The organism is Allobosea sp. P4_E12, assembly GCF_056401655.1.
On the sequence record NZ_JBFUIY010000052.1, the window covers coordinates 1 to 13,956 of the forward strand.

Annotated in this window: 15 protein-coding genes and 2 pseudogenes; 8 read left to right on the top strand and 9 right to left on the bottom strand. The window is 62.2% G+C overall.

What is annotated here, in order from left to right; genetic code table 11:
- Window positions 1–344: 344 nt before the first annotated feature.
- Window positions 345–557: pseudogene (locus AC1DW9_RS33410) on the top strand (phage integrase N-terminal SAM-like domain-containing protein); the annotation flags it as partial.
- 100 nt (window positions 558–657) lie between these two features.
- On the opposite strand, the gene AC1DW9_RS33415 reads toward AC1DW9_RS33410, so the two are convergent.
- The 7 genes from AC1DW9_RS33415 to AC1DW9_RS33445 form a co-directional block, all read right to left on the bottom strand.
- Window positions 658–1,449 (bottom strand): metallophosphoesterase, encoded by a 792-nt coding sequence (locus tag AC1DW9_RS33415; protein ID WP_476770979.1) that lies wholly within the window; start codon window positions 1,447–1,449, stop codon window positions 658–660.
- A 285-nt stretch (window positions 1,450–1,734) separates the two neighbouring features.
- Window positions 1,735–2,829 carry an HAD-IA family hydrolase gene (locus AC1DW9_RS33420; RefSeq protein ID WP_476776440.1) on the bottom strand — a complete coding sequence of 365 codons (1,095 nt, stop codon included), beginning with the start codon at window positions 2,827–2,829 and terminating at the stop codon, window positions 1,735–1,737.
- A gap of 76 nt (window positions 2,830–2,905) precedes the next feature.
- A complete protein-coding gene (locus AC1DW9_RS33425) occupies window positions 2,906–3,661 on the bottom strand; it encodes a metallophosphoesterase (protein ID WP_476770977.1) in 756 nt (251 codons plus the stop codon).
- Window positions 3,662–3,927: 266 nt separating this feature from the next.
- Window positions 3,928–4,182, bottom strand: a complete 255-nt coding sequence (locus AC1DW9_RS33430; protein WP_476776441.1) for a hypothetical protein — start codon at window positions 4,180–4,182, stop codon at window positions 3,928–3,930.
- Window positions 4,183–4,276: 94 nt separating this feature from the next.
- Complete coding sequence (locus tag AC1DW9_RS33435) at window positions 4,277–4,531, bottom strand: Txe/YoeB family addiction module toxin (RefSeq protein WP_476776442.1); 255 nt, start codon at window positions 4,529–4,531, stop codon at window positions 4,277–4,279.
- Window positions 4,528–4,782, bottom strand: a complete 255-nt coding sequence (locus AC1DW9_RS33440; RefSeq protein WP_089173402.1) for a type II toxin-antitoxin system Phd/YefM family antitoxin — start codon at window positions 4,780–4,782, stop codon at window positions 4,528–4,530. The genes AC1DW9_RS33435 and AC1DW9_RS33440 overlap by 4 nt, the downstream gene beginning before the upstream one ends.
- 106 nt (window positions 4,783–4,888) lie before the next feature.
- Window positions 4,889–5,125: a DUF2958 domain-containing protein gene (locus AC1DW9_RS33445; RefSeq protein ID WP_476776444.1), complete on the bottom strand. Its 237-nt coding sequence runs from the start codon at window positions 5,123–5,125 to the stop codon at window positions 4,889–4,891.
- A 244-nt stretch (window positions 5,126–5,369) separates the two neighbouring features.
- Between AC1DW9_RS33445 and AC1DW9_RS33450 the strand changes: the two genes are divergently transcribed.
- From AC1DW9_RS33450 to AC1DW9_RS33465, 4 genes and pseudogenes are all read left to right on the top strand, one after another.
- A complete protein-coding gene (locus tag AC1DW9_RS33450; RefSeq protein WP_476776445.1) occupies window positions 5,370–8,345 on the top strand; it encodes a Tn3 family transposase in 2,976 nt (991 codons plus the stop codon).
- Between the two features lie 518 nt (window positions 8,346–8,863).
- Complete coding sequence (locus AC1DW9_RS33455) at window positions 8,864–9,109, top strand: hypothetical protein (protein WP_476776446.1); 246 nt, start codon at window positions 8,864–8,866, stop codon at window positions 9,107–9,109.
- A gap of 68 nt (window positions 9,110–9,177) precedes the next feature.
- A pseudogene (locus AC1DW9_RS33460) lies at window positions 9,178–9,258 on the top strand (IS5/IS1182 family transposase); the annotation flags it as partial.
- 560 nt (window positions 9,259–9,818) lie between these two features.
- Window positions 9,819–10,091, top strand: a complete 273-nt coding sequence (locus AC1DW9_RS33465; RefSeq protein ID WP_476769639.1) for an HU family DNA-binding protein — start codon at window positions 9,819–9,821, stop codon at window positions 10,089–10,091.
- Between the two features lie 158 nt (window positions 10,092–10,249).
- Here the strand turns inward: AC1DW9_RS33465 and scpB are convergent, their stop codons facing one another.
- Together scpB and AC1DW9_RS33475 are read right to left on the bottom strand one after the other, a co-directional pair.
- Window positions 10,250–10,966: an SMC-Scp complex subunit ScpB gene (gene scpB / locus AC1DW9_RS33470; protein ID WP_476855322.1), complete on the bottom strand. Its 717-nt coding sequence runs from the start codon at window positions 10,964–10,966 to the stop codon at window positions 10,250–10,252.
- A gap of 3 nt (window positions 10,967–10,969) precedes the next feature.
- The gene (locus AC1DW9_RS33475) at window positions 10,970–11,926 is read right to left on the bottom strand and encodes a DUF1403 family protein (protein WP_476776448.1); all 957 of its coding nucleotides are present in this window, start codon (window positions 11,924–11,926) and stop codon (window positions 10,970–10,972) included.
- 269 nt (window positions 11,927–12,195) lie between these two features.
- On the opposite strand from AC1DW9_RS33475, the gene AC1DW9_RS33480 reads away from it, so the two are divergent.
- From AC1DW9_RS33480 to AC1DW9_RS33490, 3 genes are all read left to right on the top strand, one after another.
- On the top strand, window positions 12,196–12,447 hold the full coding sequence (locus AC1DW9_RS33480) for a type II toxin-antitoxin system Phd/YefM family antitoxin (protein WP_476776449.1): 252 nt from the start codon (window positions 12,196–12,198) through the stop codon (window positions 12,445–12,447).
- Entirely contained in the window at window positions 12,447–12,851 is a 405-nt protein-coding gene (locus tag AC1DW9_RS33485; protein ID WP_476776450.1) for a PIN domain-containing protein, read from the top strand. Before AC1DW9_RS33480 ends, AC1DW9_RS33485 begins: the two co-directional genes overlap by 1 nt.
- 61 nt (window positions 12,852–12,912) lie before the next feature.
- Window positions 12,913–13,932 (top strand): tyrosine-type recombinase/integrase, encoded by a 1,020-nt coding sequence (locus AC1DW9_RS33490; RefSeq protein ID WP_476776467.1) that lies wholly within the window; start codon window positions 12,913–12,915, stop codon window positions 13,930–13,932.
- The last annotated feature ends 24 nt before the right edge of the window (window positions 13,933–13,956 follow it).

The following is a 13,956-nucleotide window of genomic DNA, read 5'->3' on the forward strand; positions in this document are numbered from 1 at the left end:
GGCTGGCGCTCCACGCCTGGGACGAGGCCGGCGACCAACCAACTCGCCTGGCCCATCTCGATCACGGCGACCAGGGTCGCGCCTTGATCAAGTGAAATCGAACATCTGCTCGCATCGATGCTGTGTGCCATAAAGGTGCTCCATCGCTGATTGCGGCAACGATGGTACCGGCCTCGTTGCGCCGCCCATAGCTTCTAAGCCGCTCTCGCGGCAGGGCGCTGCGGCGCGGTTATCGCGGAGATTTCGCCTGTGAGGCGCTGCATCCGAGGATTTCGGGGTCGTTTCCCTGATCCTTGGAGGCCTCCATGACCGATCCCGTCACCGTCAACCCGCTGCGCCAGCGGATGATCGAGGACATGACCATCCGCCAGTTCGGTGAGCACACGCAGCGCGACTATGTTCGGCAGGTCCGCGCGTTCACGGCCTTTCTGGGCGTCTCGCCCGACCGGGCCGAACCGGAAGATCTGCGGCGCTATCAGCTTCACCTGGCTTCGCTCGGTGCGAGCTATTCGCGGATGAACCAGGCCTGCACGGCGCTGCGCTTCTTCTTCCATGTCACGCTGGGCCGGACCGGCTTCGGCGACCGGATGGCGCTCCAGATCGTCACGTCGCGGCGACAGGCACTGTCAGCACGAGCGCCCATAGCCCTTGGATTGATCAAACCTCGACGACGCAGCCGGGATCAAACCATGGATTCTCGCGATCGCCATTGCGGTTGGGGTAGCCAGCTTGATTGGCCAGGATGCGCGTCCGACCGACCTTGTAGTCATGTGACCCATGATCATGGCCGTGGATCCAGAGCTCAGGCTGGTATTCCTCGATCAGGGCGCCGAGGTCCGATACGAAGGCCGGCGACAATTCGCTCCCCTGGTGCCTCGGTTGAACCGATTGCGGGTGTGGCGCGTGGTGCGTGACCACTACCGTAGGACCATCGTGCGGCTTCCCTAGCTCGCTACGGATGAACGCCAGATCGAGCCGATGCTCAGCCGCTGCATGCCACGGCATAAAGCGGCTGTAGTGACCGCTTTCCTCCCGGTAGCGGATAAGGCGGTGATCGTTCAGCTCCTGCCCGGCAAAGACCATCGACGGCTTGGGCGTCCCGAGAAGGCGGTAGTCCGTCCAAAGCGTACAGCCGATGAAGCGGACCTGCCCGATCATAACGGTGCGGCGATGCAGTAGATGGATGCCGACCTTGTCAGCGAGGTCGCTTCCAGCGGCCAGGCTGCCCTTCATCTCGCTCTTGTAGAACTCGTGGTTGCCAGCGACGTAGACGATTTCGCGGTCACGGAGCGGCCCGGCTTCCCGCTGCTCCACCATCCACTCGAGCGCAGCACTGATCGGCTTGTGCACATCGCCGGCGAAGACCGCGACATCAAACTCCGGCATCGGTTTGGCGAACAGGAACGGACCGAATTCGAGATGCATATCGGAAATCACCAAAAGGCGCATCCTGCCCTTCCTCATCTATCTGGCATTGTTGGCGGAATGCGCCTCGCTTCAGCCGCCTGACGCCGAGGAGCGCTACGCGATGCGCTTGGACCCAGCAAGCTGCAGCCTGCGGCGTCCACACGCGTTCGAACGCTTTATGACGCAGTCTGAAAGCTTTCCTGTAGCGTCCACACGCGCTCGAACGCGTTATGACGCAATCTGAAAGCTTTCCTGTAGCGCCTACACGCGTTCGAACGCTTTATGACGCGTTAGATCGCGTCATAAAGCACGCACGTGCACGCGCATTCAAACATGGCTCGGCGCAACCGCGGCGCGTTCAAGGAGCTCGTTGACAGGTTTCGGAGCCCCGGGCGCCGTTCCCTGAGCAAGTCCGGATTCGAATTCGTCAATGTGCATTGCGAACAATCCAGCCTTCCGCGGGCCTATTACGTCTGCCTCGATGCTGTCCCCGACGAAAAGAACCTGATGCGGCTCCAAATTGAGCCGCTGGCAAACGAGCCGATAAATCTCGGCTTGAGGTTTCATCAGGCCGACCTCAAACGACAGAACGACCGTATCCGGCGCACCAGGCAGGCAATCGAGCAAAGCGTTCGCGTATGGTGCAGCGAGATTGGAGCAGACGCCAATTTTCAATCCGAGCTGCCCCAAGGTGTTCCAAATGGCATCGATTCCCGGTCGTAGCCGTGTCGAGGCGGTTTCCGCCAACAAGTCAGCCTCCAACTCGGCAAGCCGCGCATCGTCTGTGATCGTCGCAAGATCCTGGGCAAGATCGCGCAGGCTCATCGGAGTTGTCAGCGCTTGGGTTGCCGCCTTCGATGAAGTGGCACTGCCGATGAGTGCTCTGAACGGCCAGCGCTTGTCTTCAATTTCCACAAGTGTCCCGAACCCATCGAAGCAGACAGCCTGGATCTGCGGCGTAGCGTCCTGCCAGATCAGATTTGCCTCTGTGTATGGCGTGAAGTTCTCGTCGACCGCGTTTGGCGCGATCCCCGCACCCCATCTAATCGCTGCGACGTAGCTCCGCACAGCAAGCTGGTCGTCGAGTGTGCCGCTTAGAAGATCCAGGGCTGTCCGCCCGTTGAATGGCGCCGTCTTATGGTCATCAAACAGCCAATCCCTTTGTTGATCCGGTGATGCGAAAAGATGCTGCAGATCCGCATAGAGACCCAGAAGCGCAGAGATCCGCATCAGGACAGCAGTTTCAAGGACGAGTGATCCGTGTGTGCGCGCGATGGTCGACCAGTCGTGAAACTGAGCCGCGTCGCACTGCAGAATCGCGAGCCGGTCGGCCGAGGACAATTCCCAGCGGTCCGCGATGTTCAAGAACGTGCGGAGTGCCGGCGCGCTTACGCGAGCTCGTTCCTCAGGTGACCTTTCCATCAATGTGCTCCCAGCTTGCCACTCAGAGGAGACAGAATAGCTGATTTGCGGACGTCAAAGTTCGAACCGACCCGGCTTAGTTGGCGACCTCGACCACCAGGCTCTCGTCAAACGCCGAATTGGAGAACAAGGCTCCGGCTGGATTGCAGAGGATCCGTGTTCCGCCTGGCCGGCGCATGTCGATGCTGTGATGAACATGGCCGTGCACCCACATCTCGGCGCAGCCAGAATCCGTCAGCTCGGATAGGTCAGACGCACAGTTTCCGGCGATCCATTTTCCGGTGTCGGCCGGCGCTACGCAGGCAGGGTGCGGAGCGTGATGAGTTACAACCACGCGAGGGAAAGAGGTCTCCTGGTCTATGAGATGTCGCAAGCACTCGCGACTTGAGTGATGCAGCTGCTGAGCATCCTGAACGCGAAAGGGACGCTCCCCCGTTCCGTCGCGAAACCGAATGTCCTCACCAGTCGGCATTGTAGCATCGATGGCTCCTGCCAGACTGTAATCGGACCAGAGCGTAGCGCCGAGAAACTGCACGCCCTGGAGGTTGGTTGCGTCGCCCTCGAGCAGTGAGATGTCATTGGCTTCGGCAGCGCGCCGAGCGGCGGCGATCGTCGCACTCGGTTCGCCTCGCCAATGCTCGTGATTGCCGAGCGTTGCAATGACGGGCCTGTCTCCGGCCAGGTGGCGCAGGAATTGGAATCCGGCCGGGATATTCCCCTGCCAAATATCGCCGGCCGACACCAGGACATCGAACGCCGGACGGGGAGGAGCGAATGCCGAAGGAAATGGGAACCCTTCAAGATGCAAATCGGATAGAATCCAGATTCTCACTGCGCTCTTCTCTCATGGTGATTGCTTGGAAGATCCCGCCACCGAACGCATACCCGTGACAATCGAGCTACGATTCTCCGCAGAGGATCTCACTCGCATTGATCGGTCTGCCAAATTTGAGGGTCTTGAACGGGCCGAGTTTTTACAACGCGCCGCGACAGTCGGCGTAAAAGAGGCACTACGATCGTCTGAAATCGCCCAATCTTTTGACGGAGGCCGCGATGATTGAATGATCTCTGTAAGGGTAATTCACTCCATCAGCAGGTTTATGCATATACCCCTGCACGCACCGCCTCTAAATATTCTAGAACGAGATTTGCTTCACCCCCGCAAACGAGATCGTACGCTGTTTTCCCTGAGTACCCCGGAATAGGTTGGTTCTTGAACCAGTTTATGGCTTCTTTTTTGGAGCCCCGCATTTCAACAACTATTTTAGTAATATCGTCGATCAGTTTGACCAATTCGCTCTGAGGCGCGCCAAACTGCTTAGACAGCCGGTGGATGGACTTCTTGTCGATCACTGCCAGATGACCCCTAACTCTCAGGCGCGTATCGTTCCACTTTATACATTCTTAGGTATCACGGGCCCGTCTACCTGCCCTCGCGGACGCGCCATCAGTAGTGATATCGGCACTGCGCGATCATTAGACCGCCCTCACTCGGCCGATAGACCAAGCGGTGCTCCTGTGTGATCCGTCGCGACCACCAGCCCGACAGCGGACCGCGCAACGGCTCCGGCTTGCCGGTGCCATTAAATGGCGTGCGCATGCATTCTTTGATGAGCCCGTTGAGCCGGACCAGGAGCTTGGGATCGGTCGCCTGCCAATGCAGGTAATCCTCCCAGGCCTGTTCGTGGAAAACGAGCTTCATTCGGCAAGGACGCGCTCGGTTCCCTTGCCTTCATCGAGCTCCTTTACGGCCTTGAGCAACCGGTCGGCATTGCGCGGATTCCGGAGGAGATAGCGCGTTTCCTCATAAGAGGCGTAATCTTCGAGCGACATCAGCACCGCCGCAGGTTTTCCCTTGTCCCTGGTGATGAGCATTGGCGCATGATCCTCCGTCACCCTGTCGAGCATGGTGGCTAGGTTCTTTCGCAGGTCGGTGTAGGACGTTGTTCGCATCTCGCTATTGTACTCAATTACGTACGTTAAGCAAGCGCGGTGCGATCGGTCGGGCCACCGCCCTCCGACCGGCCAGGACTAGTTTGAAGCTGCAAATCGCCGGCAGCTAGGCTGAGTGCTCGGCCAAGTACTGGTTTAGCGTCTTCTGAGCCCGCCAGTGCTGATCGATCTCGACGCGGAGATCTGCTGGACCTTCCAGCGCAGCAATCTCGGCCAGACTGAAGTCGCCGAGCTCCGCCTCATCCGAAAAAATTGCGAGCCCAAATAGGCTGTCTCGATCGCGCGGGTTCATTTCAGAGACGAGCCACGTAACCGGCGCCCATGGCAGGAATAGCTTCAACACCGGCGTCGGATCAAAACTCTTGTCCTGGCGGCTCCGATGCCAATTCGGGGTCAGAACAAGAGCTGCTCAAAATCGTACGCTAAGGCCGAACGAAGCGTGAACCAAGTCTCCTTGTGTCTCGCGACTTCCGCGGCAGGGCCTCTGATCCCAGTGGATAACCGTAGCAGCAGGATCGCTGGAGTTTCCACATCCCGTCAGCTCGGCAACATTCAACAGTAGTTGGTGCTGTGTGCGGGGTTGAGTAGTGGCCAGGCGCAAGATTCTCAAAGCTCAGGATCGACGGGAGCTTTTCGACATTCCTGCCGATGAGGACAGCCTGATCCGACACTATTCATTGTCGGCGGCGGATCGACACGAGATTGACCTGCGCAGACGCGAGCACAATAGGCTCGGCTTCGCCGTACAGCTCTGCGTGATGCGACATCCAGGTCGGGTGCTGGCGGCAGGCGAAATTCCGCCCCGTGCGATGCTGAAATACGTCGCTGACCAGATCGGTGCCGATCCCACTGCGTTCACAACCTATGCCCACCGGGAAGAGACCCGGCGCGATCACATTGCCCGCCTGATGATCTATCTCGGCGTTAGAAGCGCCACAGCTCAGGATCGTCGCGCGGGGCTGTTGTCGGCAATTGAGGCGGCCGCGATGTCCGACAGCGGCGCTTCCATTGTGAATGCCATTGTCGCTGCGCTGCGAGAACGCGGAGCACTATTGCCTGCGGTGGAGCTCATCGAACGAATGGGGCTTGGGGCTCGCGCTATCGCTCGCCGCCGCGCCGAAGGTGCGCTCATCGAAGGTCTGGCACCGGAGAAGCTGCAGGCACTCGACAGGCTGCTCGAGGTTGATGCGGCGATCGGTCAGACCCGCTTCCATTGGTTGCGCTCGGCGCCGGAAGCGCCGGCAGCTTCAAATCTGGTAGGACTGGCCGAACGGATTGCCTTCCTGCGCACGCTCGGAATTGATCCCGGCTTACGGGCGCGCGTGGCTTCCGGGCGGTGGGACCAAATGGTCCGTGAGGGCAATGCCACGCCGGCGTGGCTGGCCAACGACTTCAATGCAGGTCGTCGTCACGCCCTGATCGTCGTGCAGGTCATCAAACTCGGCGAGAAGCTGACCGATGATGCGGTGACGATGTTCATCAAGCTGATCGGCCGGCTGTTCTCCCAAGCCCACAGCCGCAAGAAGCGGCGGCACATGGACCACCGGACAGACACCTCCAAGGCGCTGCGCATGTTCCTCGATACGATAACTGCGCTGCAGTCGGCCAACGATCGGGGTCAGGACGCGCTTGAGGTGCTCGACCAGAAGGTCGGTTGGCACCGACTGCTCCGGATGAAGCCGGAGCTTGCAGCCATGGTCGAGGACAATGAGGCGCCACCGCTGGTCCTGGCGGCCGAGCAGTATAGTGGCGTCCTCAAATACGCGACGGCCTTCCTGACGACCTTTACGTTCCGTTCAGCGCGCCGCCACGATTCCCTCCTCACAGCCGTTGCGATGCTCCGCAGGCTTCATTTGGAGGGGCGGCGGGCGCTGCCCGAACGTATTCCGACCAGCCATCTCAGGCCAACCGATCGGAAACTGATCTTTGGGCAGCAGAAGCCTGATCGCCGACTCTATGAGATCGCCACGCTCGCCGTATTGCGCGAGCGCCTTCGCTCGGCCGATATCTGGGTAGAGGGCAGTCGCTCGTTCCGCCCGATCGACGAGCACCTCATGCCGCGATCGACGTTCACCACGATCAAGGAAGAGGATCGGCTTGGCCTGGGCGTGGGCACTGACGGCGCCGCCTGGCTGAACGAAGTAAAGCAGGTGCTGGACTTCAATCTGAAGCGCCTGGCCTATCGCGCTCGCGCTCGTAAGCTCGAGGGTGTTCGTCTCGAAGCGGAAACGCTGATCGTGACGCCGACCGTGGGCGACGTTCCAGCGGCAGCCGAAGAACTGAACGCCGCGATCAGCGAGATGTATCCGCTGGTCGATGTTCCTGATCTCCTGAGGGAAGTCCATGATTGGACGGGCTTTGCCGATCACTTCACCCATGTCCGCACGGGCGACGCTCCGCGGAATGTCTCCGCCATGCTGGCCGGCATCCTGGCCGATGCAACCAATCTCGGTCCGAAGCGGATGGCCGGCGCATCCAAGGGCATCAGCGCCCATCAGATTGGCTGGATGCGCGCCTTCCATGCCCGATCAGAAACCTATCGCGCCGCTCAGGCCTGCATCACGGACGCACATACCGGTCACCCGCACTCCCGCCTCTGGGGCAACGGAACGACCGCGTCATCCGACGGACAGTTCTTCCGTGCGAGTGATCGAGCTGCAAAACGCGGCGACGTCAATCTGCACTATGGCAGCGAGCCGGGATCAAAGTTCTACAGCCACCTGTCGGATCAGTACGGCTACTTCAGCATCCTGCCCATCAGCCCGACGGAGAGCGAAGCGGCCCATGTTCTTGATGGCCTATTCGACCAGGAGACAATTCTCGACATCCAGGAGCATTTTACCGACACTGGTGGCGCCAGCGATCACGTCTTCGGGCTGTTCGCCTTGATCGGCAAGCGCTTCGCACCTCGATTGCGCAACCTCAAGGATCGAAAATTCCACACATTCGAGAAAGGTGATGCCTACTCGGCGCTGACGGGTCACATCGGCGCACCGATCAACACCGGATTGATCCTCGACCATTGGGATGACCTGCTGCATCTGGCAGCGTCGATCACGACGCGATCAGTCGTCCCCTCGACAGTTCTGAAGAGGCTCTCGGCGTCGCCGAAGGAGAGCCAGCTGGCCAAGGCGCTGCGGGAACTCGGCCGGATCGAGCGATCATTGTTCATGATCGAATGGTATTCGAGCCCGTCCTTGCGCCGGCGGTGCCAAGCCGGCCTCAACAAGGGCGAGGCAGCGCACAAGCTCAAACGCGCGGTGTTTTTCCACGAGCGCGGAGAAATCCGTGACCGGTCATTCGAGAGCCAGGCATTCCGCGCGTCCGGTCTCAATCTCGTCGTCAGCGCTATCGTCCATTGGAACACGGTCTATCTGGACCGCGCTGTCAGCCACCTGCGGACGGCGCGTCGGACTATCCCGGATGACCTGCTCAAACATATCTCGCCGCTCAGTTGGGAACACATCAACCTCACCGGCATCTACGCTTGGGATTCTGAGCACCAGATGCCCGAAGGCTTCAGATCGCTCAGGCTGCCAGCACTAATCCGACGGGTCGCATGAGGTTCATGCTCCGTTCGACCTTAGCGTACGATTTTGAGCAGCTCTTGTTCTGACCCCTTTGAAGCGCCCGGGAGTCCGCTGGGTAACGCCCGTGGTCCCGGTCGAAGTAGAATTCCGCGCCGACCGATGACGGGAAGCTGCAGCACGCCAGCTACAAGGGGCTTCGGGAGGAGGCCGATGCTGACGATGTTCTTGACTTGGGAGGCGGCTAGGTCCCGGGACAGATCGGCGATGAGCCATTCCTGCAGCCGTCATGAACGTGTCGCCGATATCTTGGATGCTCGTCGAGCGGTGAAGGACGCCAAGCACGGAAGCGGGGAACTCCATGTCGCCCGAGCCGCAGTCGAGGCAGCCAAGGTTGCACTTGGCGAGCGAGGCCCGGTCTAGCGGGACGACGGCGCTCCGGACTTTAATCGGCCCTTGCCAAGAACGCGCCGACGGCTTGAGCGTCTCGATTGAGCAAGTCGGCAGAGAGGGCTAAACTTTTGGGAGTTCATCCTGTGGCGCAGGAGGGCGGCATGCAGAAGTTCGACGCCGCTGTGGGGCTCCTAGGCACCACGGGGTCATTGTCGATCGACCTTCCCCTCGAACCCCTCATGCTAAACGAACGCCTGTTCGACATCGGGCTTTGGTTGATTGAACACGAAATTCCTCATCATGCTCGCATCGTCATCGAGCCCGAGCACCGGCGGATCCGCGTGAGTTTTCCCGATGCGGAAGACGCAGCGGCTTTCAGGGAACGGTTCGTCCCGCCCTTGAACTAGGAACCGTGGACTCTTGGGATTCCCACGGGCGCTGATGCGTGATTCAAGGCTGTCTATTGGACGCAGCCATGGGCGTTCTGGACCGTCTGATTCTTCGCGACGATCAATGGGAGCGGATATCGCTCCATATCATCGGCGATGAGCGGACGCTTTGTCACTGGATACCTTTAGGTTCCCAACCACGGCACCTCGACCACGCACGGGCGCCACCCCACCGAGAGTACGCCGAGGCGTTCGCTATCAAGGTCGGGCTGGAGTCCATCCCGCTCAGCAACGTGCCTACTTAGGAAAAAGCAGCGACGACCGCGGCCGGCGTGCCTCCCGAGCGGGCGACGGCGATGGATCCTAGGGTAATCCTGGCGGCTCTGTGACGCCCCGCTTTGCAGCGCCTGCCGATTTACGCCGAGATGCGCGCTGGCAGGCTCTATCCAGGAGAAGGCGAGCTGCCATTGGTGGAGCTGCTTGCCGAGATCTCGATGAAAAACGTCGAGATCGAAGTCGAGGCGCCGAATGCGCATTTGCAGGGACTTCCCAATGAGGCGCGCTCCCGTATGGTCCATGATGCAACCACAAGGTATTGGCTAAGGCGAACGTTTAGAGCCACCGACACACGTCACCAGGGGCTGGCCTCCCTCCTGCGATATCGACGGACCTTGCATATCGGTATCGCTGGACTATGTCGGGTTTCCCGAACTTAGATGGATTTCCGATGACCAAGAACGAACTCATTGCAGCCATTGCCGAAGAGACCAATAAGTCGAAGGCTGATGTCGGAGCGATCCTCACCTCTCTGGCCGCTGTCGTATCGAAGACGCTCAACGAAGGTGACGATGTCACTCTAGGCGGAGTCGGCAAGCTCTCCGCGGCGAAACGCGATGCCCGTCAAGCCCGCAACCCCTCGACTGGGGCGATGATCGATGTTCCGGCCAAGACGGTCGTGAAATTCAAAGTCGCCAAGGACCTCGCTGACACCGTTGCTTGAGATAGCACACTCCCCGCTCGGTCTAGCGGGGCGGGGAGTGACCTTGGACGATCGTGGCTTGGCACCTAACGTTAGATTCTATCCACTATCGGCGGATAACCTTCGCGCGGTGTGAACGTGGCTTGGGGCGTTGCAGCCGGTAGGCGAACGGTCCCAGTTCAGAGCCGCGGCTCAGTTCCACCCGCCGGGTCCGGGTCATCAAAGGGGAGGTCGTCGCGTTCCGCCTCGCCCTCCCCCTCGTCGCCGCCACCCGTCGGAATCGCCTCAGCCAGGAGCGTGTCCTTCGTCAGCAGGCCGGCATCCTCGAGCTTTTCCAGGTCAGGCAGGTCGCGCAGGCTGGCGAGACCGAACACCGACAGGAACATGTCCGTCGTCACATAGGTATAGGGCGCCCCCGGCTCCGGGCTGCGCGGTCCGGCCGTGATCACGCCGGCGCGTTTCAGCGCCGCGACGCTGTCGCGGCTCATCTCCTTGCCAAAGACCTTGCCGAGCTCGCTGCGGGTGATCGGCTGCAGATAGGCGATCCCGGACAGGAACAGCATCTCGCTCTGTGACAGGCCGGCGGCCGCTTGTGGCGCTCCCGACACTGCCCGGATCGCCGGGGCAAAGGCGCCGCGCGTCCGGTGCTGCCAGCCCCCGGCGACAGAGACCAGGTCATAGGGGCGGCCGCGCAGCTCCTCGCGGATGTCGGCAATGATCAGATCGATCGCGCAGTCGCGACCAACCAGCTGCGCCAGCACCTCGCGCGAGACCGGCTCGGGGGCGGCAAAGATCACCGCCTCGACCCGGCCCATCCATTCGCGCCAGCGCAATTCGGGCGGCAGCTCGGCCAGTTCGGTGTCGAGCGCACTCTCTGGTTTGGGGCGACGCGCCATGGCTCAGAGCCCGTAGAGGCGAAAGGTCGGCCGGCCCGACAACTCGCGGACAGCGCCGAGCGAGACGAGCCGGTCGAACAGACGGCGCAGGCCGCGATCCGAGATGCCGCCGATCTCGGCCGAGCCCGCCAATGCATCGTCGCTGAGCAAGGCTGCGATCACCGCACCCGAGCCTTTCGCCCGCAGTCTTGGCGCCGCCGCGGCGAGAACATCCGCCCGGCGCGCCAGCTCCCCGGCCAGGTCGATCGCGCGACCCGCCGCTTGCGCATAGGCCAGAGCCACGGACGTCTGCCAGCCCTCCCCGCCCGGGCGCGGACGTTTTCCGGTCGCGCCGACCCGGGCGGCCGGATCGAGGATCGTCGTCGCCAGGAGCGGCACCGGCAAAACCCATTTGAACTTTTGAGCGAGCACGGCGTCAGCCAGCCAGAGCGCCAAGACCTCGGCATCCGGGCGCACCCTGACGACGCGCTCGCTCAGTTCGGCCACGGCGACGATCGCCGCCCGCGCCGAATCGGCCGCGTCAGAGGCCAGCTCGGCGAGCCCCGCGAGCTCTGCAGCGCTCAGGGCCAAACCAAAGCCGGCGGCGGCTCGCACGATCGCCTCCGGCGAACAATCCGGCGAGCGGGCAACGAGTTGCCGCCAGGCGAGCAGGACACGCCCGGCCGGACCAGGGTCGTCACCAGGTCGGCGCAGCAGTTGCACGTCGCGCAACTGGTTTTGATCCTCGCGGCGGCCGAGCAGGCGCAGGCTGGCGGCCGCGGCCTGCAGCGCCAGGCGCTGCCGAAACACCCCGCTCCAGGGCGGCGTGTCGCGGGCGACGGCATCGAGCACAGCCAGGCTAGCGCCGGCCTGAAAGGCCGCATCAAGCGCCTGATCGGATTGCGGTTTTGTCCGCACCCAGCCGGGGACCGGCCGGACGGACGAGGGTGACAAAGTCAGGGGCGCGGCGCGGCGAAGCATGCGAGCAGCATAGCGAGAAGCGGCGCTTAATGCTATGCATATCCCGGATAAGCGCCGCGCCTGTCGTTTCGTGATAATGAACGATAATGTTGCATTATCATTCATTCCTGCCATCATCCGACAATGCTGACTCTGGCCGCGGGAACGCCCGGGCAACCTCCGAGCCGGAACCAACGAGCGTCCGCTCCGGTCGTCCGGTCGGCGATCACATTGCACATGGTTAACGACGGGCCTATCAAGCTAGCCTGTCTAGCTAGGAGATTCGCGCGATGGAGTGGCCGTTGCAGGATGCCAAGAACCACTTTTCGAAGGTGGTCCAGCGCGCGCGCAGCGAAGGCCCGCAGGTCGTGACGCTGCGGGGCGAAGCGGCGGCGGTCGTCCTCTCCACACAAGCCTATGAGGCGCTGCGTGCGGCACGGCCGACACTCGTCGATGATTTGGTGGCCCCGCCGCTCTGGGACGAAGCGCTTGCGCGAGCGCTGACACCCGCGCACGGGACGGCCAGTCGCGAGGCCATCTGATGTACCTTCTCAGCACCGATTTCGTTGCCGAGGTTCGCACGGGATCACCTCCGGCGGTCGCTTGGCTGCGCGCCATCTACCCCTTGGGCGTCTATCTGAGCGTGATCACGCTTGGTGAGCTCGGCCGGGCCATCGCCGCACACCGGCCGCGCAAACCCGACCAAGCGGCCCAGCTCAGCGAATGGCTGCGCAAGCTCCGGCATGACCATCACGATCGAATCCTGCCGGTCTGCGATCGCGTCGCGGCCGCGTGGGGCCGGATCTCCTCCCCTGCCCCCGATGCCGTAGCGGACGCGCTACTTGCGGCGACGGCGATCGTGCATGACATGATCGTGGTCAGCCGCCGGTCAGACCAGTTCGAGACGATGGGCGCCTCGGTCGTCAATCCCTGGGACGTCCGTTGATGGGGGCGCGGTCATGAGCAGCGAGACGGGGTCATCCGGAACAATCACCCCCTCACCTCCCATGGCGCCCGATGTCGCTGCGCAAAGTGTCCTCTCACCGCAGCTCGAGGATCTTGCCGGTCGGGCCCGCCGCTATGTCGAAGCGGCCAGCTCGCCCAATACACGTCGCGCCTATGCCTCGGACTGGAAGCAATTTGCTGGCTGGTGCCGTCGCCAGGGCATTCCAACTGTGAAGCCGGACACCCAGGTTGTTGGGCTCTACATCACCGCCCTCGCCTCGGGGACTGCCAGTGGTGATCGGCGGCCGTTATCCGTGAGCACGATCGAACGGCGCCTCTCTGCATTGGCCTGGACCTACGCTCAGCGCGGTCAGCCGCTCGACCGGCAGGATCGCCATATTGCGACCGTGCTCGCCGGGATCCGAAACACCCACGGTCGTCCGCCAGTCCAGAAAGAGGCAGTGCTGCCGGAAGACGTGATTGCAATGCTGGAGACGCTCGATCGCGGTAGCCTGCGTGGCCTGCGCGACCGCGCCATGCTGCTGCTTGGCTTCGCCGGAGGTCTCCGGCGCTCGGAGATCGTCGGCCTCGATGTTGGTCCGGACCACAGCGAGGACGGCCGGGGCTGGGTCGAGATCCTCGACAAGGGCATGGTCGTGACGTTGCGTAGCAAGAACGGCTGGCGCGAGGTTGAGATCGGCCGCGGCTCGTCGGACACGACCTGCCCCATCGCCGCGCTGCAAACCTGGCTCAGGTTCGCCAGGATCGCACACGGGCCGCTGTTTCGCCGCGTGACCGGCCAGGGCCAGGACGTCGGTCCTGAGCGCCTGCTTGATCAGGAGGTGGCGCGTCTCGTCAAGCGCGCGGCCCTGGCTGCCGGCGTGCGCGGCGACCTTCCTGAAGGGCAACGGGCCGAGAAGTTTTCCGGTCACTCGCTCCGGGCCGGACTCGCGTCCTCGGCCGAAGTCGACGAGCGCTATGTCCAGAAGCAACTTGGTCACGCCAGTGCCGAAATGACCCGGCGCTATCAGCGCCGCCGCGATCGCTTCCGGGTCAATCTCACCAAGGCAGCGGGCCTTTAGAGCTTAGCCTCGGGCCCGGAGCGA

Excerpts from the sequence above, each read along its gene's own strand:
- AC1DW9_RS33440 (WP_089173402.1), bottom strand. The coding sequence starts at position 4,782 with ATGCGAACAACGTCCTACACCGACCTGCGAAAGAACCTAGCCACCATG.
- AC1DW9_RS33480 (WP_476776449.1), top strand. The coding sequence starts at position 12,196 with ATGGAGTGGCCGTTGCAGGATGCCAAGAACCACTTTTCGAAGGTGGTC.
- AC1DW9_RS33435 (WP_476776442.1), bottom strand. The coding sequence starts at position 4,531 with ATGAAGCTCGTTTTCCACGAACAGGCCTGGGAGGATTACCTGCATTGG.
- AC1DW9_RS33415 (WP_476770979.1), bottom strand. The coding sequence starts at position 1,449 with ATGCGCCTTTTGGTGATTTCCGATATGCATCTCGAATTCGGTCCGTTC.
- AC1DW9_RS33465 (WP_476769639.1), top strand. The coding sequence starts at position 9,819 with ATGACCAAGAACGAACTCATTGCAGCCATTGCCGAAGAGACCAATAAG.
- scpB (WP_476855322.1), bottom strand. The coding sequence starts at position 10,966 with ATGGCGCGTCGCCCCAAACCAGAGAGTGCGCTCGACACCGAACTGGCC.
- AC1DW9_RS33490 (WP_476776467.1), top strand. The coding sequence starts at position 12,913 with ATGGCGCCCGATGTCGCTGCGCAAAGTGTCCTCTCACCGCAGCTCGAG.
- AC1DW9_RS33420 (WP_476776440.1), bottom strand. The coding sequence starts at position 2,829 with ATGGAAAGGTCACCTGAGGAACGAGCTCGCGTAAGCGCGCCGGCACTC.
- AC1DW9_RS33455 (WP_476776446.1), top strand. The coding sequence starts at position 8,864 with ATGCAGAAGTTCGACGCCGCTGTGGGGCTCCTAGGCACCACGGGGTCA.
- AC1DW9_RS33485 (WP_476776450.1), top strand. The coding sequence starts at position 12,447 with ATGTACCTTCTCAGCACCGATTTCGTTGCCGAGGTTCGCACGGGATCA.
- AC1DW9_RS33475 (WP_476776448.1), bottom strand. The coding sequence starts at position 11,926 with ATGCTTCGCCGCGCCGCGCCCCTGACTTTGTCACCCTCGTCCGTCCGG.